This is a genomic window from Citrobacter europaeus (assembly GCF_037482245.1).
GTDB classification, from domain to species: domain Bacteria; phylum Pseudomonadota; class Gammaproteobacteria; order Enterobacterales; family Enterobacteriaceae; genus Citrobacter; species Citrobacter europaeus.
On sequence record NZ_CP148084.1, the window covers coordinates 1,927,617 to 1,952,416 of the forward strand.

General features: G+C 52.1%; 29 protein-coding genes and 1 riboswitch. Of the genes, 8 read left to right on the forward strand and 21 right to left on the reverse strand.

All coding sequences use genetic code 11. From position 1 onward, the window contains the following. The first annotated feature begins 2 nt into the window (after nucleotides 1-2). From phsB to WHR59_RS08775, 6 genes are all read left to right on the forward strand, one after another. Entirely contained in the window at nucleotides 3-581 is a 579-nt protein-coding gene (gene phsB / locus WHR59_RS08750; protein WP_075145980.1) for a thiosulfate reductase electron transport protein PhsB, read from the forward strand. Further along, nucleotides 578-1,345 carry a thiosulfate reductase cytochrome B subunit gene (gene phsC / locus WHR59_RS08755; protein WP_075145981.1) on the forward strand — a complete coding sequence of 256 codons (768 nt, stop codon included), beginning with the start codon at nucleotides 578-580 and terminating at the stop codon, nucleotides 1,343-1,345. The genes phsB and phsC overlap by 4 nt, the downstream gene beginning before the upstream one ends. 139 nt (nucleotides 1,346-1,484) lie before the next feature. Further along, the gene (gene dacD, locus WHR59_RS08760; RefSeq protein WP_043016841.1) at nucleotides 1,485-2,657 is read left to right on the forward strand and encodes a serine-type D-Ala-D-Ala carboxypeptidase DacD; all 1,173 of its coding nucleotides are present in this window, start codon (nucleotides 1,485-1,487) and stop codon (nucleotides 2,655-2,657) included. 122 nt (nucleotides 2,658-2,779) lie between these two features. Further along, the gene (gene sbmC / locus WHR59_RS08765; RefSeq protein WP_043016840.1) at nucleotides 2,780-3,247 is read left to right on the forward strand and encodes a DNA gyrase inhibitor SbmC; all 468 of its coding nucleotides are present in this window, start codon (nucleotides 2,780-2,782) and stop codon (nucleotides 3,245-3,247) included. 85 nt (nucleotides 3,248-3,332) lie between these two features. After that, nucleotides 3,333-4,391, forward strand: a complete 1,059-nt coding sequence (locus WHR59_RS08770; protein ID WP_043016839.1) for an FUSC family protein — start codon at nucleotides 3,333-3,335, stop codon at nucleotides 4,389-4,391. A gap of 237 nt (nucleotides 4,392-4,628) precedes the next feature. Next, complete coding sequence (locus tag WHR59_RS08775; protein WP_043016838.1) at nucleotides 4,629-4,964, forward strand: DUF496 family protein; 336 nt, start codon at nucleotides 4,629-4,631, stop codon at nucleotides 4,962-4,964. Between the two features lie 40 nt (nucleotides 4,965-5,004). Here the strand turns inward: WHR59_RS08775 and WHR59_RS08780 are convergent, their stop codons facing one another. The 21 genes from WHR59_RS08780 to pduA all read right to left on the reverse strand — a co-directional run bounded on the left by WHR59_RS08780 (nucleotide 5,005) and on the right by pduA (nucleotide 21,763). Next, complete coding sequence (locus WHR59_RS08780; protein ID WP_075145982.1) at nucleotides 5,005-5,871, reverse strand: L-threonine kinase; 867 nt, start codon at nucleotides 5,869-5,871, stop codon at nucleotides 5,005-5,007. 92 nt (nucleotides 5,872-5,963) lie between these two features. Then, nucleotides 5,964-7,178, reverse strand: coding sequence for an acetate/propionate family kinase (locus WHR59_RS08785; protein ID WP_043016836.1), 1,215 nt, complete (start codon nucleotides 7,176-7,178; stop codon nucleotides 5,964-5,966). Beyond that, nucleotides 7,163-7,615 carry a propanediol utilization protein PduV gene (pduV, locus tag WHR59_RS08790; RefSeq protein ID WP_043016835.1) on the reverse strand — a complete coding sequence of 151 codons (453 nt, stop codon included), beginning with the start codon at nucleotides 7,613-7,615 and terminating at the stop codon, nucleotides 7,163-7,165. Before pduV ends, WHR59_RS08785 begins: the two co-directional genes overlap by 16 nt. A gap of 3 nt (nucleotides 7,616-7,618) precedes the next feature. Further along, entirely contained in the window at nucleotides 7,619-7,969 is a 351-nt protein-coding gene (gene pduU, locus WHR59_RS08795; RefSeq protein WP_003030198.1) for a propanediol utilization microcompartment protein PduU, read from the reverse strand. Further along, a complete protein-coding gene (pduT, locus tag WHR59_RS08800; RefSeq protein ID WP_003030201.1) occupies nucleotides 7,969-8,523 on the reverse strand; it encodes a propanediol utilization microcompartment protein PduT in 555 nt (184 codons plus the stop codon). Before pduT ends, pduU begins: the two co-directional genes overlap by 1 nt. Before the next feature lie 2 nt (nucleotides 8,524-8,525). Beyond that, nucleotides 8,526-9,881, reverse strand: coding sequence for a cobalamin reductase PduS (pduS, locus tag WHR59_RS08805; protein WP_100194520.1), 1,356 nt, complete (start codon nucleotides 9,879-9,881; stop codon nucleotides 8,526-8,528). Further along, nucleotides 9,878-10,990, reverse strand: a complete 1,113-nt coding sequence (locus tag WHR59_RS08810) for a 1-propanol dehydrogenase PduQ (RefSeq protein ID WP_043016833.1) — start codon at nucleotides 10,988-10,990, stop codon at nucleotides 9,878-9,880. The genes pduS and WHR59_RS08810 overlap by 4 nt, the downstream gene beginning before the upstream one ends. Before the next feature lie 10 nt (nucleotides 10,991-11,000). Next, on the reverse strand, nucleotides 11,001-12,386 hold the full coding sequence (gene pduP, locus WHR59_RS08815) for a CoA-acylating propionaldehyde dehydrogenase PduP (protein WP_043016832.1): 1,386 nt from the start codon (nucleotides 12,384-12,386) through the stop codon (nucleotides 11,001-11,003). Then, a complete protein-coding gene (gene pduO, locus WHR59_RS08820; RefSeq protein ID WP_075145984.1) occupies nucleotides 12,383-13,390 on the reverse strand; it encodes a two-domain cob(I)yrinic acid a,c-diamide adenosyltransferase PduO in 1,008 nt (335 codons plus the stop codon). The genes pduP and pduO overlap by 4 nt, the downstream gene beginning before the upstream one ends. Nucleotides 13,391-13,398: 8 nt before the next feature. After that, nucleotides 13,399-13,674, reverse strand: coding sequence for a EutN/CcmL family microcompartment protein (locus tag WHR59_RS08825; RefSeq protein ID WP_043016830.1), 276 nt, complete (start codon nucleotides 13,672-13,674; stop codon nucleotides 13,399-13,401). Nucleotides 13,675-13,677: 3 nt separating this feature from the next. Beyond that, entirely contained in the window at nucleotides 13,678-14,169 is a 492-nt protein-coding gene (gene pduM / locus WHR59_RS08830) for a microcompartment protein PduM (protein ID WP_075145985.1), read from the reverse strand. Then, on the reverse strand, nucleotides 14,166-14,798 hold the full coding sequence (locus WHR59_RS08835; protein ID WP_043016828.1) for a phosphate propanoyltransferase: 633 nt from the start codon (nucleotides 14,796-14,798) through the stop codon (nucleotides 14,166-14,168). Before WHR59_RS08835 ends, pduM begins: the two co-directional genes overlap by 4 nt. Further along, nucleotides 14,798-15,262: a BMC domain-containing protein gene (locus WHR59_RS08840; protein ID WP_075145986.1), complete on the reverse strand. Its 465-nt coding sequence runs from the start codon at nucleotides 15,260-15,262 to the stop codon at nucleotides 14,798-14,800. The genes WHR59_RS08835 and WHR59_RS08840 overlap by 1 nt, the downstream gene beginning before the upstream one ends. 23 nt (nucleotides 15,263-15,285) lie before the next feature. Continuing rightward, the gene (gene pduJ / locus WHR59_RS08845; RefSeq protein WP_001057752.1) at nucleotides 15,286-15,561 is read right to left on the reverse strand and encodes a propanediol utilization microcompartment protein PduJ; all 276 of its coding nucleotides are present in this window, start codon (nucleotides 15,559-15,561) and stop codon (nucleotides 15,286-15,288) included. Between the two features lie 19 nt (nucleotides 15,562-15,580). Continuing rightward, nucleotides 15,581-15,931, reverse strand: coding sequence for a glycerol dehydratase reactivase beta/small subunit family protein (locus tag WHR59_RS08850; RefSeq protein WP_043016826.1), 351 nt, complete (start codon nucleotides 15,929-15,931; stop codon nucleotides 15,581-15,583). After that, complete coding sequence (locus WHR59_RS08855) at nucleotides 15,921-17,753, reverse strand: diol dehydratase reactivase subunit alpha (RefSeq protein WP_338843842.1); 1,833 nt, start codon at nucleotides 17,751-17,753, stop codon at nucleotides 15,921-15,923. The genes WHR59_RS08850 and WHR59_RS08855 overlap by 11 nt, the downstream gene beginning before the upstream one ends. 15 nt (nucleotides 17,754-17,768) lie before the next feature. Next, nucleotides 17,769-18,287: a propanediol dehydratase small subunit PduE gene (pduE, locus tag WHR59_RS08860; protein ID WP_181231297.1), complete on the reverse strand. Its 519-nt coding sequence runs from the start codon at nucleotides 18,285-18,287 to the stop codon at nucleotides 17,769-17,771. A 14-nt stretch (nucleotides 18,288-18,301) separates the two neighbouring features. Beyond that, entirely contained in the window at nucleotides 18,302-18,976 is a 675-nt protein-coding gene (gene pduD, locus WHR59_RS08865; protein WP_043016823.1) for a propanediol dehydratase medium subunit PduD, read from the reverse strand. 10 nt (nucleotides 18,977-18,986) lie between these two features. After that, nucleotides 18,987-20,651: a propanediol dehydratase large subunit PduC gene (gene pduC / locus WHR59_RS08870; protein WP_003030249.1), complete on the reverse strand. Its 1,665-nt coding sequence runs from the start codon at nucleotides 20,649-20,651 to the stop codon at nucleotides 18,987-18,989. 18 nt (nucleotides 20,652-20,669) lie between these two features. After that, nucleotides 20,670-21,482 (reverse strand): propanediol utilization microcompartment protein PduB, encoded by an 813-nt coding sequence (gene pduB / locus WHR59_RS08875; protein ID WP_003834129.1) that lies wholly within the window; start codon nucleotides 21,480-21,482, stop codon nucleotides 20,670-20,672. Further along, nucleotides 21,482-21,763, reverse strand: a complete 282-nt coding sequence (pduA, locus tag WHR59_RS08880) for a propanediol utilization microcompartment protein PduA (protein WP_003030255.1) — start codon at nucleotides 21,761-21,763, stop codon at nucleotides 21,482-21,484. Before pduA ends, pduB begins: the two co-directional genes overlap by 1 nt. A gap of 524 nt (nucleotides 21,764-22,287) precedes the next feature. Here pduA and pduF point away from each other — a divergent pair. Beyond that, on the forward strand, nucleotides 22,288-23,097 hold the full coding sequence (gene pduF / locus WHR59_RS08885; protein WP_043016822.1) for a propanediol diffusion facilitator PduF: 810 nt from the start codon (nucleotides 22,288-22,290) through the stop codon (nucleotides 23,095-23,097). A gap of 201 nt (nucleotides 23,098-23,298) precedes the next feature. Then, on the forward strand, nucleotides 23,299-24,210 hold the full coding sequence (gene pocR, locus WHR59_RS08890) for a transcriptional regulator PocR (RefSeq protein WP_043016821.1): 912 nt from the start codon (nucleotides 23,299-23,301) through the stop codon (nucleotides 24,208-24,210). A gap of 332 nt (nucleotides 24,211-24,542) precedes the next feature. Further along, a riboswitch (cobalamin riboswitch) is annotated at nucleotides 24,543-24,717 on the forward strand. Nucleotides 24,718-24,800: the final 83 nt, after the last annotated feature.

The window sequence follows — 24,800 nt, forward strand, 5'->3', positions numbered from 1 at the left end:
TCATGAATCAATCAACAAACCCTTATGTCATGCTGCATGACGAGAAACGCTGTATTGGCTGTCAGGCGTGTACAGTTGCCTGCAAGGTACTGAATGACGTGCCGGAAGGATATAGCCGCCTACAGGTGCAGATCCGTTCACCCGAACATGAACCCGAGGTGCTGTCCCACTTCCAGTTTGTTCGCGTTTCCTGTCAGCATTGTGAAGATGCGCCTTGCGTCAGCGTCTGTCCTACCGGCGCTTCATTTCGTGACGAAAATGGCATTGTGCAAGTGGATAAGTCTCGCTGTATTGGTTGCGACTACTGCGTTGCCGCTTGTCCGTTCCACGTACGCTACCTCAACCCGCAAACGGGGATTGCCGACAAATGTAACTTCTGCGCGGATACTCGCCTGGATAGTGGTCAGTCACCTGCCTGCGTTTCCGTTTGCCCGACGGATGCGCTGAAGTTTGGCCGTCGCGACGACCCGGAAATTCAGCATTGGATAAATCAAAAAGAGGTTTATCGCCAGCAGGATACGCGCAGCGGCCCGGTAAGTGTCTATCGGCGTAAAGAGATCCATCAGGAGGGGAACGTATGAATTCTATCTGGGGGGCAGAGCTTAACTATGCGCCAGACTACTGGCCGCTGTGGCTCATTTATGCAGGCGTTGTTGTCGTGCTGATGATTGCGGGTCTGGTCACGCACGCGCTGTTGCGGCGGATGCTGGCGCCCAAAACGACAGCCGGAGAAGAGCATCGGGACTACCTCTATTCGCTGGCGGTCCGCCGCTGGCATTGGGGCAACGCGCTACTCTTTATCCTGCTACTGCTGAGCGGTTTGTTTGGCCACTTCTCAGTCGGACCGGTGGCATTGATGGTGCAAATCCATACCTGGTGCGGTTTTGCATTATTGGCCTTCTGGATTGGCTTTGTGTTAATAAACGCAACCAGCGGCAACGGCTGCCATTATCGCGTGAAGTTGAACGGGTTGATATCACGCTGCCTGCTGCAAACGCGCTTCTATCTGTATGGCATCATGAAAGGCGAACCGCACCCGTTTGCCGCAACGGCAGAGGACAAATTCAATCCGCTGCAACAGCTGGCCTATCTTGCCATCATGTACGCGCTGGTTCCGTCGCTGATCATCACGGGGTTGCTATGTCTTTACCCGCAGGTGATTGGGGCGGGGCCGGTGATGCTGGTGCTGCATATGGCGTTAGCGGTTGTGGGCTTACTGTTTATCTGCGCACATATTTACCTGTGCACGCTGGGCGACACGCCGGGGCAAATTTTCCGCAGTATGATCGATGGCTATCACCGCCATCGCAGCCATCACGCAGAGACTGCGCCGCGTAAAGGGTAGTTCCGGACGAGGCTTGTCTCTGAAAATCTTTCCTGACAGCAAGAAAATGTGCCTTATGTCACATTTTCTTGCAATTTATCCATGTTTGTTCGACAGAACTTCCGTAAAAAGAACGGCTATTTCTCCCTTTTCTGAGGACATGCTGTTGAAACGCCGTTTGTTTATTGCCGCTTCACTATTCACGATGAGTTTTACGTCCGCCTGGGCGAATGATGCCGTAAGCTTCGCCCCACAACCTCCGGCGATCGCTGCCGGGGCGTGGGTATTAATGGATTACACCACGGGCCAAATTCTGACAGCCGGTAATGAACACCAGCAGCGCAATCCCGCCAGCCTGACTAAGCTGATGACCGGCTATGTTGTCGATCGCGCAATCGACAGCAACCGTATTAGTCCGACAGATATTGTCACCGTCGGGCGCGATGCGTGGGCGAAAGATAACCCGGTATTTGTCGGTTCATCCCTGATGTTCCTGAAAGAAGGGGATCGCGTTTCGGTACGCGACCTCAGCCGTGGATTAATCGTTGATTCAGGAAATGACGCTTGTGTGGCGCTGGCGGATTATATCGCCGGGGGACAACCGCAGTTTGTCGCGATGATGAATAACTATGCGCAAAAGCTGAACCTACAGGATACCCATTTTGAAACGGTACATGGCCTGGATGCGCCGGGTCAGCATAGCTCGGCGTACGACCTGGCCGTGCTGTCCCGCGCTATCATCCACGGGGAGCCGGATTTCTACCATATGTACAGTGAGAAAAGCCTGACCTGGAACGGCATCACGCAGCAAAACCGTAACGGCTTGTTATGGGATAAAACCATGAACGTTGATGGCCTGAAGACAGGGCACACATCCGGCGCCGGGTTTAACCTGATTGCTTCCGCCGTTGACGGGCAGCGCCGCCTGATTGCGGTTGTGATGGGCGCGGAGAGTGCGAAAGGGCGCGAAGACCAGGCACGTAAACTGCTGCAGTGGGGGCAACACAACTTTGATACGGTGCAGGTTTTGCGTAGCGGTAAGCAGGTTGGTACTGAACGGATCTGGTATGGCGATAAAGAAAAAATCAGCCTCGGTACCGAGCAGGATTTCTGGATGGCCCTGCCTAAGGCGGAAGTCCCTAACATCAAAGCAAAATATGTCCTTGATAAGAAAGAACTGGTTGCGCCAATTGCCGCGCATCAACGTGTGGGGGAAATTGAACTCTACGATCGCGATAAGCTGGTGGCGCATTGGCCTCTGGTTACGCTGGAGTCCGTTGGCGAAGGCGGTGTCTTTTCGCGTCTGAGCGATTATTTCCACCACAAAGCGTAGTTTTCCCGATACGCCAGGCTGGCAAGAGTGCGAATCTGCTCACATAATAATCACTGTTTCCTTGTGGCCGACATAGCTAAAAATTACACTGTATATAAATACAGTGTAACAGTGGAGGTTGTATGGAGTACGAGATAAAGCAGGTTGATAAACGCATGATTGCCGGTTTCCATATGGTTGGACCATGGGAACAAACGGTTAAACAGGGTTTTGAGCAGTTAATGAAGTGGGTCGACGGTAAACAGGTTGTGCCATTGGAATGGATAGCTGTTTATTACGACAATCCTGACGTGGTTCCAGCAGAAAAACTGCGCTGTGATACCGTGGTTTCTGTGCCTGAAGGTTTTGAAATACCGGAAAACAGCGAAGGGGTGATCCTCACCGAGCTGGCGGGGGGCGACTATGCTGTAGCCGTAGCGCGCGTTGAAAATCATGATTTTGCGACGCCGTGGTATCAGTTTTTTGAGCGCCTGATGCAGGATACGACTTATACGATAGCCGCTAAACCCTGCTTTGAAGTTTATATGAACAATGGCATGGAGGACGGCTACTGGGACATTGAAATGTATGTGCCGGTGCAACCGAAGTAACTGCTTAAGGTGTAAATCAGGATGATGTTTTCACCGTAAAACAGGTACAATTCGCTTCTTTGCTATTCCCTGACGGAGTGCATGAGTGCGTGCAGATAAGTCACTAAGTCCTTTTGAAATTCGTTTGTATCGTCATTATCGCGTGGTGCATGGTATTCGCATTGCGCTGGCGTTTCTTCTTACTTTTCTGTTGGTACGTCTGTTTAACATTCCTGAAGGTACATGGCCTCTGATCACGCTGGTGGTGATTATGGGGCCAATTTCTTTTTGGGGTAACGTTGTTCCCAGAGCGTTTGAGCGTATAGGCGGAACTATCCTGGGCTCTGTGCTTGGGTTGATTGCCCTGCGCCTGGAACTCTTTTCGCTTCCGCTAATGCTGATATGGTGCGCGGTGGCGATGTTTCTCTGCGGCTGGCTGGCGTTGGGTAAAAGGCCCTATCAGGCGCTGTTGATTGGCATCACGCTTGCCGTGGTCGTGGGGGCGCCTGCCGGAGATATGAATACCGCGTTATGGCGCGGTGGCGATGTTATTCTGGGGTCGTTACTGGCGATGCTGTTTACCGGCATCTGGCCGCAGCGGGCATTTATACACTGGCGTATCCAACTGGCGCATTGCGTAACGGGGTACAATCGGGTTTATCAGGCCGCGCTATCCCCTAATCTGCTTGAGCAACCGCGGCTGGAGAAGCATTTACAACAGCTCTTAAGCGACGTTGTCAAAATGCGTGGGCTCATCGTTCCTGCCAGCAAAGAAACCCACATTCAAAAATCGATCTTTGAAGCTATTCAGACGGTTAATCGCAATCTGGTCTGCATGCTTGAGCTGCAAATCAATGCGCTTTGGGCCAGCCGCACCAGCCACTTTGTCATGCTGAATGCGCAAACTTTGCGTGAAAATCAGCTCATGACGCAGCAGGCGCTACTGACGATAACCCACGCTTTGTACGAAGGGAATCCGCAGCCGGTGCTAGCCAATACGGAAAAGCTCAATGACACCGTGGCGGAACTACGCCAGCTCATTGCTGAACAGAAAGGCGATAATGTCGCTGAAACGCCCATTCACGGCTACGTTTGGTTGAACATGGAAATGGCGCGGCAGTTGGAGTTACTCTCACATTTAATCTGTCGCGCGCTGCGCAAATAAAGAGCAGATGAGGGGATTGATTCTGCTGCTGCTTCGATTCAGCAAAGAATAGAGGTATGATACTGAAAAAGGCTAAAACCATTGGTAACTGCAATGGCTTACCCTCAATAATTCAGGTTTCAACCATGCATTGTCGATGCAGATGCAACTTGAAGTATGGCGGGCATGAAAGTAATGTTGACCCACTTTAGCCGTTGTTTTAACGAATCCGAATCTCACATTATCAGGGGTGTAAAAATGGAAACTACCAAGCCTTCTTTCCAGGACGTGCTGGAATTTGTTCGTCTGTTCCGTCGTAAAAACAAACTGCAACGTGAAATCCAGGACGTTGAGAAAAAGATCCGTGACAACCAGAAACGCGTTCTGCTGTTAGATAACCTGAGCGACTACATCAAGCCTGGAATGAGCGTGGAAGCGATTCAGGGCATTATTGCCAGCATGAAAAGCGATTATGAAGATCGTGTTGATGATTACATCATCAAAAATGCCGAGATCTCTAAAGAACGCCGCGATATCTCTAAGAAGCTGAAAGCGATGGGCGAAGTGAAAAACGCCGAAGCGAAAGCCGAGTAACGATTATATCTTTGTTCGGGTCGCTGCATTGCGGCGACCCTTATTGCAGTTCGACCCCGCCAGTAACCATCCGCAACAAATGCTGTTCCGGCCAGTGGGCCGTTAGTTTTTTCTGCGCCAGCATCCATTTAATGTAATCCACATCATGTCGCTTTCTGTCCAGCATCAGCCCGACTACGCTGCCGCTGTGCGCGACGTTGACGCCGTATAAATCACATTCTTCTACCAGCGCTAACAGTGAATCAAAATCCGGTTTTGGTAACAGTAACTGGCTGGCGATCGCGCTAAGCGTAGCGGCTTCTCCCAGGCGGTAAGGATTTTGGCTGATACAGGCTTCCTGCACTTTTTCCCATGCCCGTTTTAATGCCGCTGCTCCCGCCTGCAGGCCGGAATGACGTGGAATACGGTGATAATCCGCGGTACGTAATGTTTCCGGACTTTCAAGAACCAGCAGATCTAGTTGAGGCTGAGTTTCACAGGCAATTTGTGTGGAGGCGTTGTTATGATCGAAAAGAGTAAGCTTCCGAAAAACGGTGCTGTCGGTCGGCTCCAGCGAAACACAAAGCTGCGCCAGTGCCGGTTCGTCCAGTTGATGGCCCAGGTAATGCGCCGTGGCGATCGCCGTGGCGGCAATATCCGCAGTGCTGCTGGCCATCCCTTTAGCGACGGGAATAGTTGACTGAACATCAATTCGGATATCCTGACTAAGATGCGCCGGGTACTGCCAGTGCTGTAATAACCTGTCTACCATTGCCCGGGAAAGTGGACGTTCGTCCGTTAGCGGTGAGCCTGAACTGACCTCAACGGTGCTATACCATTCGACCGGGCAGGAGACCAGTTTCTCACTGCCCAGAATCCAGCCCTGGATAAGTTCTCCGCACGATGCGGGACATTGCGCAACAGCCACGTCTTCACCTTTGTGTTCAGCAATCCTCGGCGCATAGTGTCATGGCGATCGCGCTATTACCATGATTTGCCGCAATTTGCGGTGTGGCAATATCAGGCGGGAATGCCCAATGTCACAGTTTCTGATATCGCTAAACGCATAACGTCCTGAGCTATCATTAACTCTTCATTGGTATTAATCACCGCCACTTTGACCACCGCATTTTCCGTCTGAATAAAGGTGGCGTTACGCTGATTTTTTTCTTCATCAACGGCCAGACCTAAGAAATTCAGGTTGTGACAAATTGCGGTGCGGGCCCGTGCTGAGTTCTCGCCAATTCCTCCGGTAAACACCAGCGCATCCAGGCCGCCCATCTGCATAATATAGCTGCCAATAGTAGCGCGAATCCGCTCGGCAAAAAGCGTCAACGCCAGTGCGGCCTGGTGATTGCCCGTATCTGCGGCATGTTCAACATCACGATAGTCGGGTGAAATACCAGAAACGCCGAGCAATCCAGATTCATTGTTGAGCAATTGGTTGAGCTGCTGGGGAGTTTTGCCTTCACGCAGGGCAATCCACGGCAAAATGGATGGATCAATATCGCCACTTCGCGTGCCCATCATTACGCCAGACTGCGGCGTAAAGCCCATTGATGTATTTACCGAATGCCCGCCTTTGATAGCACAGATGCTGCTGCCGTTGCCCAAATGACAACAAACAACGCGCAGGGCGCTGAGCGGCACGCCCAGCTTTTCAGCCAGCTTAGCGCTGACGTACTTGTGGCTGGTGCCATGAAAACCATAGCGACGAATACCCAACTCTGAATAGTAGCGCCAGGGCAGAGGATAGATGAAAGAGGGTTCATCAAGGGTCTGATGAAAAGCCGTGTCAAAAACCGCAACGGCCGGCGTATTTGGCAATAGCTGGCGAAATACCGCAATTCCCAACGCATTTACCGGGTTATGAAGCGGTGCCAGTTCCGCAAGGCGTTCGATTTCCGCCAGCGTTTCATCGGTTACCAGCGCGGAATCTTTAAAGGATTCTCCGCCGTGGGCGACGCGATGGCCAACGCCGTCAATCTCTTCCAGACTGCTGATAATATTGTGACTGAGCAGTTTTTCCAGCAGCAGCGTCACTGCTTCACGGTGATCGGCTACGGGCAAAGTTTCCTGCCATTTCTGCGCTGGTGCTTTTAGGGTGACATGCGCATCAGACATACCGATACGCTCGATCAGTCCCTGGCAAATCATTTCACCCTGTGGCATCGCCAGTAGCTGAAACTTAAGCGAGGAGCTGCCTGCATTAATGGCCATTATTTTGTGAGACATGAAGGTTCCTTTGCATTCAGAAAAGTGAACATCTCATCGACACCGGTATTCTCCAGCGCGCTGGTGACAAATACTTTTTGTGCGCCAGCCTGAACTAACCAACTCTCCACAAGAGAAATACGCTGCGGGTTAGCTAAATCGGCTTTGGTGACGAGACCGATAACGGGACGGTTCATGGGACCTGTAAAACCTGGAGAAAAAGGTGACCATGGCGCGTCAGCATTCAGAACCAGCGCGATAATGTCTGCTTCACAGGCGCTGACCAGCAGCGCGCTGTACAGGCAGCGGTTTTCGAGATATTCGCCCGGTGTGTCTATTGCCGTAGGAGACCAGACTATGGCCTGGGTCTTCTGATAGTGAAGCGCCTCTCCCCGCATGCACTGCGTGATCGACGTTTTACCGCACTGGCTGGGGCCAATTAGCATTATGCGTTTCATGCTTTACGTCCGGGTGATGGGGCAAGCGGTAAAACGCATCATTTCGCCCAGCGTTCGGGTTACCTGTTTCAGCGCGTACTCAACGGCGGAAACATCGCCAGTCAGTACCACCGCGCCGGTAAACCGGTCGAGAAAGCCAATCTCTACCGCCCCGGATTTCGTGGCGATATCACAGGCGATGATTGAGGCTTCGCTAGGGGTAATGGTCAGAATACCGATTGCGGAAACTGAATCTGGTAATCCCAGTTTCTTGAACAAATCTTTACCAGGATTGGCGATAAGATGCGCCAGCGTGACCTGCTTGCCTGGAACATATTCCTGAATCATTCGATCCGTGGTGGGTTGTCTTTCCATTATCCCTCCACCATTTGTCGCCACATGCTTTCATGCGGGCGAGGTATGACCGAGCGGTAAACCAGCAGGCCTTTTTCACCCGCACTTTCACTGGCAACCGTTACCGCGTTATTCACATCCGACACATCGCCGGCAACGACCATGTAGCACTTGCCGCCAATACCAAATGCCATATGGACGCGAACCAGCGTGACGTTAGAGGCTTTAACCGCCCGGTCGGCGGCGCAGATGCAGGCAGCAACGCTCCATGTTTCGACAATGCCAACTGCCTGACGCTTATCCACGCTGTTTAGTCCGCTGATTGCGGGAAGTACGCTGGCATGAATGTTGGGGAGTACCAAACTGTCAACGAGCATATCGCCAGCCAGAGATGTTCCAGTGGCTATCGCCTGTTGTACGGCACCTACGTCACCACCGAGCATGAGCAGAAATTTTCCCGGGCAGATGGTCTTGCTGACCAGTAAATTCACATTCGCGCTTTTTAACATGGCATCGCCAGCTTCCATTCCTTTGGCAATGCTGGTGAGTTCTAAAATCCCTATAGCCTGAGACATGATTAACCTCTAATTACCGTGATGGATTGCTCAGTGATTTCGCTGACAATACCGTCAATACTGGCGTGAACAGGCGCGCCTAATGCACCGGACGGCACATCGGCAACGCATTGACCGCGAACAACGCGTTCACCTTGCTGTACACATGGGGTGGCGCTGGCGCCAATATGCTGGCGTAGCAACAGCGTCGTTTTATCGGTGGAATAATCAGTCTCAGCCAGTGGCGCGTCGTGATACCAGTCGCTAAGACCCAGTTTGGTGATAAGGCGTTTAACCGGGATCAGCCGGTACTTCGCCATTTCATCCTCAGGATTTAGCGGCCCTTCATATCGATGGTTGAGAGCCCGCAGCTCGCGTTTAAGCATGCGGTTGATTCGCATCGGTGATATCCCAACCGGACAGGCTACGCTTTCACACACATTGCATTCTGAACAGGTCAGGGCTGTGAGCAGCAGTTGCGGCGTGGCCGCCTGCTGATAATTCACCGCACGAACCAACAGGTGCGGGGATAATTCATGGCCGATCAAATGCCTTGGGCACAAATCCGTACACAAACGGCACTGCTCGCAAACGGTTTTTGCTACAGAAAGCACAGTGCGTTCATCCTGCATCCGCCGCTGAATCAACGCATGAGACTTAGGCAAAACCAGCAGGCCTCCGGTGGTCTTGCTGACTGGGGTATCCAGTGAAGTAATCAGGCCGCCCATCATCGGACCACCGTTGATAAAGCCGGGATCGTCAACGGTTGCGCCGCCGGCCAACGCCAGAACATCACGTAAAGACATTCCGATAGGGACAGTGAGGGTGATTGGTTTGGCGACTGCGCCGTTAACGGTCAGGGTACGACGCGTAACGGCGTACTGTTGCTCAACTGCTCTCGCGATGTTGAGCACGGTCTGGACGTTATTGACTACTACGCCGACGCTAACAGGCAACGCGGCAGGCGGAACTCTCCGACCTGTTGCCATCCAGATGGTCAGAACCTCATCACCTGCCGGGTAGACATCAGGCAAAATATGTAAGCGGATCCCGGCAGGCAGAAGGGGCGTTAACGCCTTGATCGCTTTTTGGTATTTCTCTTTGAGCGCAATAATTCCGACACTGGCTCCGGTAGCCGTCATGGCATATTGAACGCCGCGGATAAGTCGCTCAGCCTGGACGGCCATTAACTGCTGGTCAACTTTCAGCATTGGCTCACATTCCGCCGCATTGACCAGAAATGTATCGACCTGCGCCTGTAATTTTACGTGAGCAGGAAAGCCCGCGCCTCCTGCCCCGACAACACCCGCTGCGCGAACGCGTTCGCGAATTGTCTGCGCATCATAAAGCGTGGACTCTGCCGTCATGGCTGTCTTCATAATAATTCCTCAAGCAGTTCCTGCATGGCACTGGCGTCGGCAACACGCGGATTGGTTTGCAGGGTGACGTCAGCCAGCGCGGCCTGAACCATCGACGGTATACGTTGTGACCAGGCTTGCTTTCCGTCTTTAAGCGCGTCAACAAAAGAAGGTAACGCACACTGTTTTTTGAGTAGCTCGATATGACGAATAAGCGCATTCAATGCCGCTGTATCGTTCGCGCTATCCGGGCATAAGTGACAGGCTTTAGCGAAACGGGCATAGCGCTTAGCAGCCCGCGGATCGCGGGCATTAAAATGAATGACATGGGTCAGCAGCAGCGCATTGGCAAGTCCGTGCGGCAGATGAAACTGACCGCCCAACTGATGGGCAATCGCATGATTGATCCCCAGTCCAGCCTGACTGAATGCCATTCCCGCGAGCGTTGAGGCGTTGTGCATTTTCCCTCTGGTTGCCAGGCATTCGCCTTTACTGACGGCGACAGGCAGGTACTGGAAGACGATTTGTGCCGCTTTTTCAGCCAGCGCGTCAGTGAAGTCGCTGGCTTTTGTGGACACGTAAGCCTCCAGCGCATGCGTTAACACGTCCATGCCGGTATTTGCGGTTATGGCTGGCGGAACGCTGACGACCAGCGTCGGATCAAGGATGGCCATGTCCGGATAAAGCGCATTATTGAATAATGGATATTTAATGCCTTTATCCGGATCGCTAATCACGCAGGCGCTGGTGACTTCCGAGCCTGTGCCGCTGGTGGTAGGGATAGCGACACAGGTTTCAATTTCAATACCGAACTGTCGGCTGAACCAGACGATGGCTTTTGCAGCGTCCAGAGCTGAGCCGCCACCAAAACCAATGACGACATCTGGTCGCAGGGACTGCATTTGCGCAATCCCATGTACTACCGTGTTAATGGTAGGATCGGGAGTGATGTCGCTGAAAATGCTGATGCGGTTATCCGCTGGCAGAGCGTCGCGCAGCTTTTCAATCAGGGGGGAGCGCGCGAGAAAACCATCGCAGATAATCCAGATATGCTTATTCGTGAAGCGCTTGAGCACATCCAGACTTCCCTGGCCGCTGTACAATCGAGTTTGCAGTGAAAAGCTTTTCATAACGGCCCCATTAGCGAATAGAAAAACCGTTTGTCAGCACGCAACGACGAGAGCGTGCGAAAGTGCGCGCAGATGTTGTTCCCTCGCCAGTTGGCGTCGCAATGGTGAAAGTAGTAAAGCCTTCACCACCCACGCCAATCCCGGCGTAAGAGGGGCCATTTTTCACAAAGATGGAGGTCTGAAGCGTGCGCGCGGCAAGGTTCAAACGTGACACATTCTGCGAATGCATAATGGCGGTGTGATGCAATCCCTCTTCAACCTTGAGGGCCAACGTTAACGCGCTGTCAAAATCGCTCACCGTGACGACAGGGAGCATTGGCATCAGTTGCTCGCTGGTCACCCACGGGTCGTCAGCCTTGACGATGCCTATCAGTAATCGAGGCGCTTTTGCCGGAACCGGTATTCCTGCTGCTTCCAGTAAGATTGCCGGGCTTTTACCCACCAGTTTTTTATTGGCCACGCCTTCTGGCAGACAGGCTGCGCGCAGTTTGTCTACCTCTTCGTTATTGAGTAGCATCGCGCCAAAAGACTGCATTTGTTGAACCAGTCGTTCAGCAACAGCATCAACAACAATCAGGCTCTTCTCAGCAATGCAGGGGAGGTTGTAATCAAAGGATGCGCCATTGATGATATCTTCCGCCGCCTTAACCAGGTCGGCCGTTTCATCAACAATGCAGGGCGGATTCCCTGCGCCTGCGCCAATGACTTTCTTCCCGCTTTTCATGCCCATAGCAACAATGCCTGGACCACCGGTAATCGCCAGAACTGCGATTTTAGGGTGCGCCATCATCTGCTGGGTAGCCTCAAAAGTGGGTTCTGTGACCGTGACGACAAGATTGCGAATCCCGCAGCAACGGAAAGCAATATCTTCAATCATGGCAATCAGCTTCAGTGAGACTGCTTTAGCACCCGGATGCGGGCTAAAATAAACGCTATTTCCCGCAGCCAGCATACTGATGCTGTTGTTAATAATGGTTTCCGTCGGGTTGGTGCTTGGGGCGACGGAGCCAATTACGCCAAATGGAGAATACTCAAATAACACCATGCCGCCGTCGCCGGTTAGCGCCGTGGTGGTGAGATCTTCGATACCCGGGGTGTTGTCCAGCGCGGCTTTATTTTTAAGGAACTTATCCTCTTTGTTGCCCATTCCCGTTTCGGCAGCGCTCTCAGCGGCCAGTGAAGCAAGATGAGGCGTCAGTTCTTCGCGCAGGGCGTTTATGATGGCGCTGCGGGTTTTCAATGGACATTGCTGGTAACGCAGAAAAGCCTGATGAGCCGCATCGATCGCTTCGCCAACGGACGGAAAAATTCCGTTATTCTTAACGTCTGTTTTTGCCGGGGCGAGTTGTTCACTCAAAATGTTACGAATAAGGGTTTCAAGTTCTGAAGTATTCATTGATGTGTTCTCACGTTAATCGCCGCAATGGCCGTTTCTGCAATGTCCATATCCTGCTCAACGCTTCCCCCGCTGATGCCAAGACCCCCAAGGAGTAAACCCTCACGCCATAAAGCGTACCCGCCACCAAAGGTGACGACTTTTCCCTGCATATGGCTTTCCAGACCGTAAAGCGCGGCGCCTGGTTGTACCTCTGATGTCAACTCATGCGTGGCGGTTTTCATCGCCACGGCAGTCCAGGCTTTCTTCGGCGCCAGTTCGCTACTGACGAGTAATGCGTCAGGCATGCGCCAGGCCACCGTTTGGGTCCCGTTCGCATCGACAATGCTGATGACGACCGGAACCTGGAGTTCTTCTGCTCTCATTACCGCAGCGCAAGTGAGTTGGTGGAGTTCCTGAAAAGACAGAGACATAGCCGGCTCCCTCGTGGCTGAAGTACGGATGGCGGCAAGATAGCGCTCCGCCACCTTCTGAATAATGTCGTTTTGATGGGCGTCATGATCTTCTGCACGTGCAAGCGCATATAAACAGTCGGACAGGCGATTGATATAACGCATCAGCACGTGTCTGACGGCGATCTCGGTGGAGAGCTCGACCAGTCGCCTCTCTGCGCGACGAGCCAGCGTGCGGGCAAAATGCAGACGGCTGGCTGCTTCACTGCGGCCAGGTAAGATAAAGCTGCGCAGGGGAGGTACCCTGCCCATTGCGGTATCGATGGCGGCTTCCAGTGCTGCAATTTCTTCCGAGCTGATATAACGCTGCTCTGGCGTTGGTTCTTCGCTTTCGCTTGCCAGCTCGGCGCTGAACCAAAAAAGCTGCAGTTGAATGTTTTCAAGTAACTGGCGGTGCTGCGGGTTTTTCGCCGCGCAAACGCACAGGCTAAGCGCCGCATTAAGTTCATCCAGCGTACCGTAAGCCTCGACGCGCGGGTGCGTTTTGCTCACGCGTTGCCCGGTAAAAAGGGCCGTTGTGCCAGCATCGCCGGTGCGGGTATAAATCGCCATAGTTCCTCCTAACGAGAAAGCGTGTCGACAATGCCGACGATAGCCAGGTCGATGGCCTCATTAGGGCCAGAAAAAACGTGTCTGGCGCTGGAGCCGCTGCTGAGCAATACCAGTTCGCCGGTCCCCGCGCCGACGGAATCAACGGCGACTTCATCTCCGCTTAGCGGGGATGCGGGAAGCTCTCCGTCAGCACTCACCCGACGTACCAGCAGCAGTTTCTTCCCCACCAGCGATGGAGATTTTTGCGTGGAAACCACAACGCCTGTAACCCGTGCCAGATGCATAGTTCACTCCTGCTTAATTAATTGAACATTTCGCGTACTGACCGCTTCCTGAGCCAGGGCCGTCACGACACATCGGCGGCGTAGCACCAGTACGCCACCTTTCAATTGGGCAACGTCGGCATAGCTGAGAAGTTTGTCAGGATGCAAAAAAATGATTCGCCCCAGCTCGTCACTGAACTCCAGCGGCAGACGCGCGAGTTTTTTCACGGGGATCGCGGGTAACAATCGATGATGTAGTGAAATTTTCACGCGGACTCCGCATGCCAGCGCCTCGTGAATGGTTACCACCAGCGCATTGGCTGAGCAATCCTCGGCAATTTGCTGCAACAATGGCAGGTCGACCTGCAGGAGGTGGATCGCCGAGTACTGGCAGCATACTTTCCGTGAATCGAGTTCCCGTAACTGCGCGACGCTAAGAGTGAGCGTGCTTTCCGCGCGTTTTTTTAATCGGGAAACAACCTCCTCGATAATGCGTTGCAGCAGTTCGTTGTTCATCGTGGGCTCACCAGTGTGGCAAATGCCTGCGGATTATCAGCACCTGCAGCATTGGCTTCGTCTGTATCGATATGCATCTCAAGGCGCATATCCGGCGAAACGCGTACGGCGACGTTATCGAAAATCAGTCGACGTTCATCGCCATTAATGGCGACCGAGACTTTATCGCCATGGGATACGCGCAGGATCAGGGCATCGAGAGGCGACATATGGATATGCCGTTGGGCGACAATTACCCCGGATGCTAAGTCCAGCTCAGCAAATGGGCTGACGAGGCGAACGCCAGGCGTGCCCTTGATATTGCCTGACATCCGCAACGGAGCAGCAATTCCCAGCGTGCGGGCGTCGGTACGGGAAATCTCGACCTGACTGGTGCTACGCAGTGGGCCGAGTAAACGCACATTTTTTAACTGGCCTTTTGGCCCCACCAGCGTGACGGTTTGCTCTGCTGCATATTGTCCGGGCTGCAGCAGCTCTTTTTTCTCACTAATAGGGTGATTGGGAAACAAGCGACCGTAATCTTCAGCGCACAGATGAATATGACGATTAGAGATCCCAAGCGGAATCGGGCGCTCGCGCATTTCATCCAGAACCTTAGCGACCGTTGTTTCCAGTTGCTGTTTATCCATTACGCTTCACCTCGTTTGCCAGAGTGCAGACAAAGAGTGCGCGGCTCGCCCTTTTGACGAGGGCAGGCAGGATCAAGACACAGATTGCAGCTAATTAGCTCGGCATCTTGCGGCGCTTCAGGTGCTGCCGGGTCTACAAGCATCTCTTCATGCGCTACGGCTGGAGTGGGTTCGGGTGTAGGTTCAGACTCCTGGGTAACGCTATGTGACAGGATACCGTCCCCTGGTCTGGATATGACTTTGTGGGCCACCAGTCCGTCACGTTGTTCAGCGAAACTGACACCAGTGGAAATGGCCGCCTGAACGGAGGCCACATCCCCGATTATCTTGATCACCGTCCAGCCTGAGCCGTTGGTTTTTTCGAGGCCCACCAGCGTGATGGAGGCGGCTTTCGCCATGACGTCCGCGCAACTGATGGCTAATGCCAGACCACTAACTTCAAGTAATCCCAGTGATTGCTTCACGCTGTGCTCCTTGGTTTTAACGCTTATGCGGATTTAGGTAAAATGGCTTCAACGTCGCTGTGCGGACGCGGGATAACGTGGCAGGATTTCACCTCACCAACGGCGCTTGCCGCTGCGCTTCCGGCATCTACGGCAGCTTTTACCGCGCCGACATCGCCGCGAACCATAACGGTGATCAGGCCTGAGCCGATTTTTTCGTAACCAACCAACTGCACGTTTGCGGATTTCACCATGGCATCAGCGGCTTCAATAGCGCCGACAAGCCCTTTTGTTTCAACCAGTCCCAGTGCGTTATTCATACTGCTTTTCTCCTGTGGGTTATGAGTGGCATTCCCGGAACGGAATGCCTTTAACCAGCCGCGCAGCGTTATTACCAATGCTGCGACGAGCGTGGTTATCTTGTTGATACGTCAGCGTAAAAAGTGGCGCTGATGTGGGTAAGTTTTTGTAGTGCACGACCAGTTTTTCGCGACTGCAGCCAATGCCAACCAGCAATGGCGATTGGCAGGCAGCCAGCCATGCGTTGTGGATAACGTCAGTTGATTGGCTCTCCTGGATGACAAAGGGGATTCCTTCTTCTTCAATACCCAGCAGCACATCACTCCAGACGTCAGCGCAGCCAGCAGTGGTGAAAATTACAATGGCGGGCGTGGTGAGATTACTTTCCATGAGCGAACGCCTTGTACCAGGAGAGAATCAGCCCGGTCGCAACCGCATTGCGTGGACCTTCGGTGCCACGAATGTTGCCGCGCCCGGCAACCAGGCGATAATGTGCCAGCGCATCGGTGACCAGCTGTGGAACTTCGAAGTCCAGCGATGAGCCGCCAACCAGTACCACAAAGGGAATATCCCGAATGTTCCCGGTCGGACTCACCTGACGTAGCGCTCTGAGCGCGTTGGTAACGAAAACGCGTTCTTTCGCGCTGCGGCGGATGGCCCGTACTTTCTCCAGCGCCAGTTCGCCTGGCAGTGGCACCAGTTCATCGGGTTTTACTACACACACGCGGGCAAAAACCGTTGGTGGGAGAGGCGTGGGGAAGAACTGGACGCTGCCATCTTCGTGGCGAAGATGGAATAAGCTTTCGACTTTTGCCAGCGGGTACTTTTTGATCTCTTCAGCGAGATAACGGTCATCCAGCCCCAGTTCACGGGCAATGATCATCGTGACCATATCGCCCGCGCCCGCCAGATGTGTGGCAATAATTTCGCCTTTCGGGTTGATGATGGAGGCGTCAGTCGATCCCGCGCCGAGATCCAGAATGGCCAGCGGGCGCGTCGTACCTGGGGTGGTTAGGGCTCCCAGAATGGCCGCTTCGGCTTCGGCGCCGCCAACCTGGACATCAATGTTGAGCTTTTGCGTGATTTCCTGGGCAATCATCGCCATTTGCAGGCGGTCTGATTTCACCATGGAGGCAATGCCGACGGCCTGTTCAAGGGAGAACTCACCGGCCAGGCCACCTGTCACGCTGACGGGAACCGAGGTATCGACCGCCAGCAGATCCTGAATAAAAATTTCGTGGCTGGGTTTGTTGGTTAATTCAGCCATTGTCTGGCGCACATGCTCCAGCATGCCGCCAATATTGGTGCCAGCCTCTCCGGTGACGTTATCCAGTTTCGGGCATTCACCGACCGCTTTCATAATCGCTTCAGCGCCAGCTGCAACGTCGACACGTACAGTACGACCTTGCGACTGTAGCTCCAGATTTCCGGCGGGAATAGCTCGTGCTTTCACATCGCCTGACGGTGTTTTCACCACCACGGCAGAGCGGTTGCCGATCAGCGCCCGCGCCATCGGGACAATGTTTTTAGTCTCCTCGGCATTGAGGCCAAAGACGGTTGCAATCCCGTAGGGGTTAGAAAGCGTTTCAATAACCTTTCCTGGGACCGCGACCTCAATGGCAGCCAGCATACCCAGAGGGATGCGGTCGATATGAAGGACTTCATCGACGATGGGCAGAGGTTGAGTCAGACGATTACTAACCAGAACGCCATCGTCCTGCTGCAAAATAACGCCAGTCAACTGATATCCGGCACGGACGGAAGCATTAATCATCGTGGCGACATCGGCGAAATCAAATGCCGATGACACTACCAGAATATAAGGTGCATCCGCCGGACGGCTGAGCAGGTCTTCCGGCGTAATCGTGATGCCTACGCCTAACCCGACGCCGCCCGGCGTTTTGGGGTTATGGCCGATCATGGTGGATTCAGTGATGATGGTTTCGGTGATCGTTTCCATCGCCACGTCGCCAATGACCGGGGTGGCTTCGTTAATACGGATGAGCGAAATATCGCTGACATTGATACCGGCGTTTTTTGCCGCCAGCGTAAGCGCCTCCTGGATGCCAAACACATTACGTAATGTGCCCTTAATCCCGGTGGTTTCTGCCAGTGCGCTGCCAGTGATGTTCAGCGCGCCAGACTCATCCAGGGTTGCCAGAGCGACTTCCGTTGATGAGTTGCCTATGTCAATGCCAGCTATATATCGCATGATCCTGTCCCTGAGTTAGTCGTCGCCTTTGAGTTTTTTACGCTCAACGTACAGCGCTGCCGCTTCACGAACGAAAGCTGCACAGATCTTGGCCTGATAACGATTTTCGAGATCGTCGGCGATGGCCATCAGCTCATCTTTCGTTGAGCGGTACGGGCGCAGCGCGTTGTAGATCTCAAGAATGCGATCGTCAGGAACAGCAGTTAGCTCAGCGGCGCGCTCGAAGTTCATCGCCAGCCTGTCACGTCCGGCATCTTTGGCTATTTCTGCCTGCAGGCGCAGTGTTTCAGGGGTGATGCGCATGTCCTGCGCCGTCACCTTGTTGCTCAGAACATTTTCAAGCGTGAAATCATCCAGAGTTTTGTTGGTTGCGGTTTTTACCCACTCAGGATGTTTATTCGCGAGAGGGTAATCCGTGACTTTCGCGGTATGTGTTGATGAGCTCGTCGCAGCAGGCGTTACGGACTCGCCTTGCAGGCTGTTCATCCGGCTCAGCACATCCCGAACCATCGATTCAATTGCATCGGTATTCATGGAGGTATCCTTTATTAAAGCGCCACGCGCAGTTCCTGCGGGTTTTTGCCCGTCACGACGTATTTAGTCTCTTTTATGTGCAGAATGGCCGATTTCGCCTGGTACTTAGGACGAGCCATCTGATCATTCAGAGTAGGGACGGGCTGCGGAGATTCACGCTTGGCATAACGCGCGGCGTTTTTACCGATCTGGCGATAGGTTTCCAGCGTCAGAAGCGGTGCCTGAGGGAACAGCTCCAGGTTTGAAAGCGGCGGTAACCCCTGCTGGTGGATAACCGTGGTGCCTTTTGACTGGATGCCGATAGAGATCCCGGAACCGCTCAGACGGTTACCCTCAACGGCGACAAACGCCACATCGGAGGATTTAAAGCAGCGTATAACACGCGCTTTAATACCTTCTTCTTCAATACCGGCAATCACTTCTCGCAAGATATTCTTATGCGGGATCCCTACGATATTGACGGTTTGCGACAGTCCAAACGCCGGACCTACGGCAATTATCACTTCGTCCTGCTGCTGGCCTTGTTTGGCTTCGCCAATCTCGGTCAGAAAGCTGTCTCCTTGTTCCGCAGCAGCCTGTGGTGCGCTAGCCGTTGTCGATGCGCGGAATGAGACAGGTTTGTCGCTGGTTTGCATTTCAGACAGTACGTCTTCAATTATCTGGCGCAGCAGCTTTTCATTGATTTCCATTTTTCACCCCTTAGCCAAGTTCGTTGGGATCAAGTGCGCCAGGGATGTTTTTGATCTCTTCCCAGCGTTCGCCTTGCAGGCGATAACCTGTTGCCGGACCGGCATAGTCGTTGACGTCATTTACTGCGGATAGCACCTGTCCGTCGCCAACGATAATGGCGGAGGTATGCAGATAATCCCCGGTTAACTTGGCTTTCTGGATGTTGAGCATGTCCTGAGCGACATCGGTAAACCCGCCCTGAGCAAGGGCTTTCACCACTTCCAGACCGTTACGGTTTTTATTGATGATCTCTTGCGCAAACTTGATGTCTTCAACGATGTTTCGTTCAGGCATATCTTTCGAACCGTGGGCGTAGGTCGCAGCTTCCACTTCTTCATCAGTGATTGGCGGTAATCCCATTCCGGCAAAGACGGCCTGTAGTGCGCGCGCCGCTTTATTACGAATGGCGATAACGTCTTCTTCACGAACCGGTCGCAGACCCCCATCTACCTTGAGGTCACGCTGGAGAACGTTGTAGTCGTCAAAATCTTCGGCATCCTCGTTCGAACCCGCAAACATGTTGTCGTAGTTCGGTACCGCGGAATAACCGGAAGAGATGAAGTCAGTACCCGGCAGGAACTGCATCAACAGGCGGGCAGTACGACGCATATCCGAGTGGGTAAAGGTTTGGTCGTTGCTGGAAGCACATTCCAGATCCAGAGAAGAGCAGATCAGGTTTTCAGCAAGCACAGCACGAATGCCTGATGGCACCGCGGAAGGCACGCCGATGCAGCTTACTGAACCATTTTGTAAACCCTGTACGCCAGCGGCTTTGGTGATGTAAATACAGCGGGCTTCCAGATAAAGCATCGATTTGCCTTCGGCGTAACCCATCTGAACTTCTGAGCCTGAGCCGGAGGTAAAGCGCATCTTCAGGCCACGTGAGGCGTAGGAAGAGGCGAGGAAGCCTTTCGACCATGGTGTATCGTCGCCGTCGGTAAAGACGGGTTCAGTACCATAGACGGAGATGGTTTCCGCGTAGCAGGTGTGGCCTAGCATGCCGAGTTTAAGTTCGGTTGCTTCTTCCAGCGAGCACTGGGTTAATACGCCAGGGCGTCCAACCTGTGAGCCGACTAACAGCGCAATGGCGTTAAATGGCGCATAACGCGCAACGGCAACGGTTGTTTCCTGTTCGTCAAACCCGCGCCATGCGCCTTCAGCAGCATCAGCGGCAATCTGCACCGGGTTATCTTTAACGTTAGTAACGTGCGCCTGTTGAGATGGTGTACGACGCGCACGCATTTTCTGCATGGCCATCATCATCTCAACGACGTTCATATGGGACACCACTTCGACAATTTTTGCCGGCGTCATTGCGGTGGTCAGCGGCACAATGTCTTTGCGCTTCACGTTAGGGTCGCAAAGCATATTGGCAAGTTTTACCGAGTCCATCGCCATGACTTCTTCAGCGCGTGCCAGGTTAATGCCATAGCGGGCAATAAAATGGTCAATCAAGTCAAATTCACTGGCGGATTTACCGTCCAGTTCAGTGACTGTACCGTTGACGATTTTAATCGACGGCTTGGGGTCGTTCGGGCTTTCCATTGCAATGAAGCCTTCTTCGATCCACTCCTTAACGAAGCCATCCTGATTCACAGGGCGCTTCGCCAGTGCTTCAAATCTTTTCGATCTCATGAATCAGCCTCACTGATATCAGATGTAGGACGGACGATCGTTTTTCGGCTCTGAGCCGAGGGTCCCTAGAACGGTTTTACCGATTTCACGGGCGGAGATAACGGCCTGGCGAACAGCGCCGGAATCACCTGAAATGACCAGGATGGCTTCGTTACTGAAGCTGGTTCCATGGGCTGGGGAGCTGTAGGCCACAACTTCCACATTGGCGGATTTCAGCGCAGTATCAGCCATCAGGACACCAACGGATGCTGGCGCGCCGACGATAACGCCACAGGCACGGCCAATCGGTGCGCCAAAGGCTTTTTCAAGTGCGTAGCTGGCGCGTGCGGTGTACTGCATTTCGATGTGACCGGCTTCGTTGGCATAAACATCGCCAAAGGTGCGATCCAGCTCTTTCAGCGCAACTTCAATGCCGCGTTTCACGTCGGAAACATCGTTGCCGCCGAGAATAATCAGCGAGCCGTGTCCTGCGCCGCCTTTGGTATCACGCGGTAACTCAATACTGACGACTTCAGTATTTGTTGCTTTTACCGCTTCATCGGCGGCCATGATGTGAGGACCCGCACCAGTGCGTGCGCCGAGGATGCCAATGGAGCGATACCGTTTTTCAAGTTTCATCGCGTCCAGGAGGGCACTGTCTACGTTGGCGATTACCAGACCGACGGTGTCGCCAATCGCAGTACCGACAAACTCCGTTAAACTGCAGCTTTTCTCTGCCATAGCCGTTTCTCGTGTTGGAGGATTATTTTCAGGGATAGCCTGCTGTTCCGGCGTTGCCACACGAGCAATCACCTGCGCCATGATCTGTTCAACCAGCTCATTGCTGCTCATTAGCTAATTCCCTTCGGTAAGATTTTTTCTACATCGGTATGAGGGCGTGGGATGACGTGTACGGCTTTCACTTCTCCCACGTTACGGGCTGCGGCGGCACCTGCATCTGTTGCTGCTTTGACTGCACCGACATCGCCGCGGACAATAACTGTTACCAGCCCCGAACCAATTTTTTCGTAGCCGACCAGCATTACATTGGCTGACTTCACCATTGCATCTGCGGCCTCTATGGCTGCAGTCAAGCCTTTGGTTTCTACCATTCCTAACGCTTCTTGTTGCATAAAGACCTCGCCTGGGTTGTCCCGATTTTCATGACTATAAAAAGAAGCGAGGAAAAAGAATGGCTGAGTTGAAAGTAAGAGTGAAAAAATAGTGAGGATACGGTGATATAAAATTGCTGTGTTTTATTGTATGTGGTTGTTTTATATTGTTATTTTAATTTTTTATGATGTGATTATTTGGTTGTGTCAATTCCATATTTACACTTTTCTGAGTGACAGTTTAAATATCATTTGCTATGCGGAAAAATGAAATTGTGATGATGGTTTGAAAACGGAATTCTGCTATTAGCAATATTTTATTATTTTGAAAATGTGCTTTTAATAGGGTGAGTCCTCGTTTTATCACCTGTTTTAATAAAGGTGATAGCAAGAATTTGCTATCGCAGCACGATTTTAAAAATCATACCACTCGCAGATTGCCAACAATTTGCCGACATGCCTTTTTATAGTAAGCCTTGAAGTATTCTACTTGCCAGCAAGGAGTCCGCTGGTAAAGACACGAACTCTGCTTAGAAGGTGTCACAATGAACGATTCACTAAAAGCACAATGCATTGCTGAGTTTTTGGGTACCGGGCTGTTTTTATTTTTTGGTATTGGATGCCTGAGTGCCCTGAAAGTCGCGGGTGCCAGCCTGGGATTGTGGGAAATCTGCATCATATGGGGACTGGGGATCTCGCTTGCAGTCTATCTGACTGCCGGGATATCTGGCGCGCATCTCAACCCTGCTATCACTATTGCTCTGTGGCTGTTTGCCTGTTTTCCGGGGCGTAAAGTTTTACCTTACTCCGTGGCACAGGTTGCGGGTGCCTTCGGTGGCGCACTGCTGGGTTATTTGCTCTACGGCAGTCTGTTTACCGAGTATGAATCGGCCCACCAGATGGTGCGCGGTAGTCTGGAAAGCCTGCAACTTGCCAGCATTTTTAGTACATATCCTGCAGCGGCGCTCAGCGTATGGCAGGCCGCGTTAGTCGAAGTGGTGATTACCTCCATTCTTATGGGAATGATCATGGCGCTGACTGATGATGGTAACGGTGTTCCTAAAGGTCCGTTGGCGCCATTGCTGATTGGTATTCTGGTCGCTGTTATCGGCGCATCCACCGGTCCGCTTACCGGATTTGCAATGAATCCGGCGCGTGATTTTGGTCCTAAATTGTTTGCCTGGATGGCCGGATGGGGAGATGTTGCGATGACAGGTGGACGTGATATTCCTTATTTTATCGTGCCGATTGTCGCCCCTATCATCGGTGCTTGCGCGGGCGCAGCAATTTATCGTTATTTTATTGGCAAAAATTTACCGTGTAATACGTGTAAGCTGGAGGAAAATGAGAGCTAGCTTCACAGAAGAAGTTTATTTTTGAAAGGTAAAAACTGTTTTCGTGATCCGGTTTCCTGAACCGCTGAAAAAGTCTCCCAACAATGGGAGACTTTTGTTATGTTCAATGATGACTTTCATCATTGCTCAGGATGGCAGGATGAAAATGAATGTGAATAATATGTTTTGTTTATAACAATAAATTAACTGAGAGGTTTTATCATGATTTCTGCGAGTGCCCTGAACTCAGAACTCATTAATAAAATCGCACAGGATTTTGCGCAGGCCACCAGTCTGGCCGTTGTGGTTGTCAATATTCACGGTGATGAAATTTCTGAGCTTTTTAATTTCACCCCATTTTGCCAGTTGATGCGCCAGCATCCGCAGCACAGTACCCGCTGTCGTATGAGCGATCGCTGTGGGGGACTGGAAGCTTCGAAATCCGATCAACCCTGCATCTATCGCTGTCACGCCGGGCTTACCGATTTCTCAATTCCGCTGGTCATTGCGGGACACCTGGTAGGGTTTGTGCTTTGTGGACAAGTCCGCTTAAGTAATGATGTCGGTCTGGTTGATATACTGAATGTAGATGATCGCTGGCAAGCGGATCCCGAGCTGGTCAGTGAATTTCGTAATGTACCGGAGATGGACTATTCGCGAGTCATCGCTTCTGCGGATCTTCTCAAACTCATTGTAGAAAATTGTCTTAAGAAACAACTTAATTTTGTTGTTATCAAGGATAATCCGCAGCAGTCAGAGCCGGTTCGTGCGAACCGCAGTACCAACCCTCACGACAGTAAAATGAAAAAAGCTCTGCGCTATATTGATGCGCATTTATCAGACGAATTGCGTCTGGAGGATGTTGCCTCTCATGTTTTCCTGAGTCCTTACTATTTCAGTAAATTGTTCAAAAAATATCAGGGTATCGGTTTTAACGCATGGGTAAACCAGCAGAGAATGGCCAGTGCCAAAGAGTTGCTTTGTCACAGTGACTGGAGTATTGCCAGCATTGCGCGTAATTTGGGCTTCTCGCAAACCAGTTATTTTTGCAAGGTTTTCCGTCAAACGTATCAGGTTACGCCGCAGGCATTTCGCCAGCAAATTAATGTCATTTCACGTAGTGAATCCGCCTAAATAGCAATATTTTGCTATTGCCGATTTTTGATATAGGGCGCTATGTCAGTCATTATAAAATGAAAAGTAACGACACCAGTCAATAAATTGTCATAGCGCAACAAATTAATGGTATCAGAGGGATAAACTGCACCAGTTTTTATTTTTGTGATGAGATACAGTGTCTGTGTGAATGACTTTCTTTATTCTTTACTGACGCTTTCATTCAAAGTTTGAACATATGAATAAGTGGGTTTAGGCCAGATAATTGGCTGAATGAACCCGGAAAGATATTAAATTGAATTATTGTCATGAGGTTGTGAATTTACCTCATAACAGAGAGCTTAATTAACCAGGCTCTTGAACTGATAGGTTTGCCACATTTGTGGTAGGGAAGGGGGTGAGAATCCCCCGCAGCCCCCGCTGCTGTGATGCTGACGACCCCGTATGGACCACTGATCGCAAGATTGGGAAGGACGGGTGAGGATGACGCTAAGCCAGAAGACCTGCCTGTCAGTGACTACCAACAACTTCGGTGGGAAGTGGGTGGTTCAGATGCATACAGTCGAGAGACTGGGTATCTCTACACCCCTACCACCCTGAACAGGATC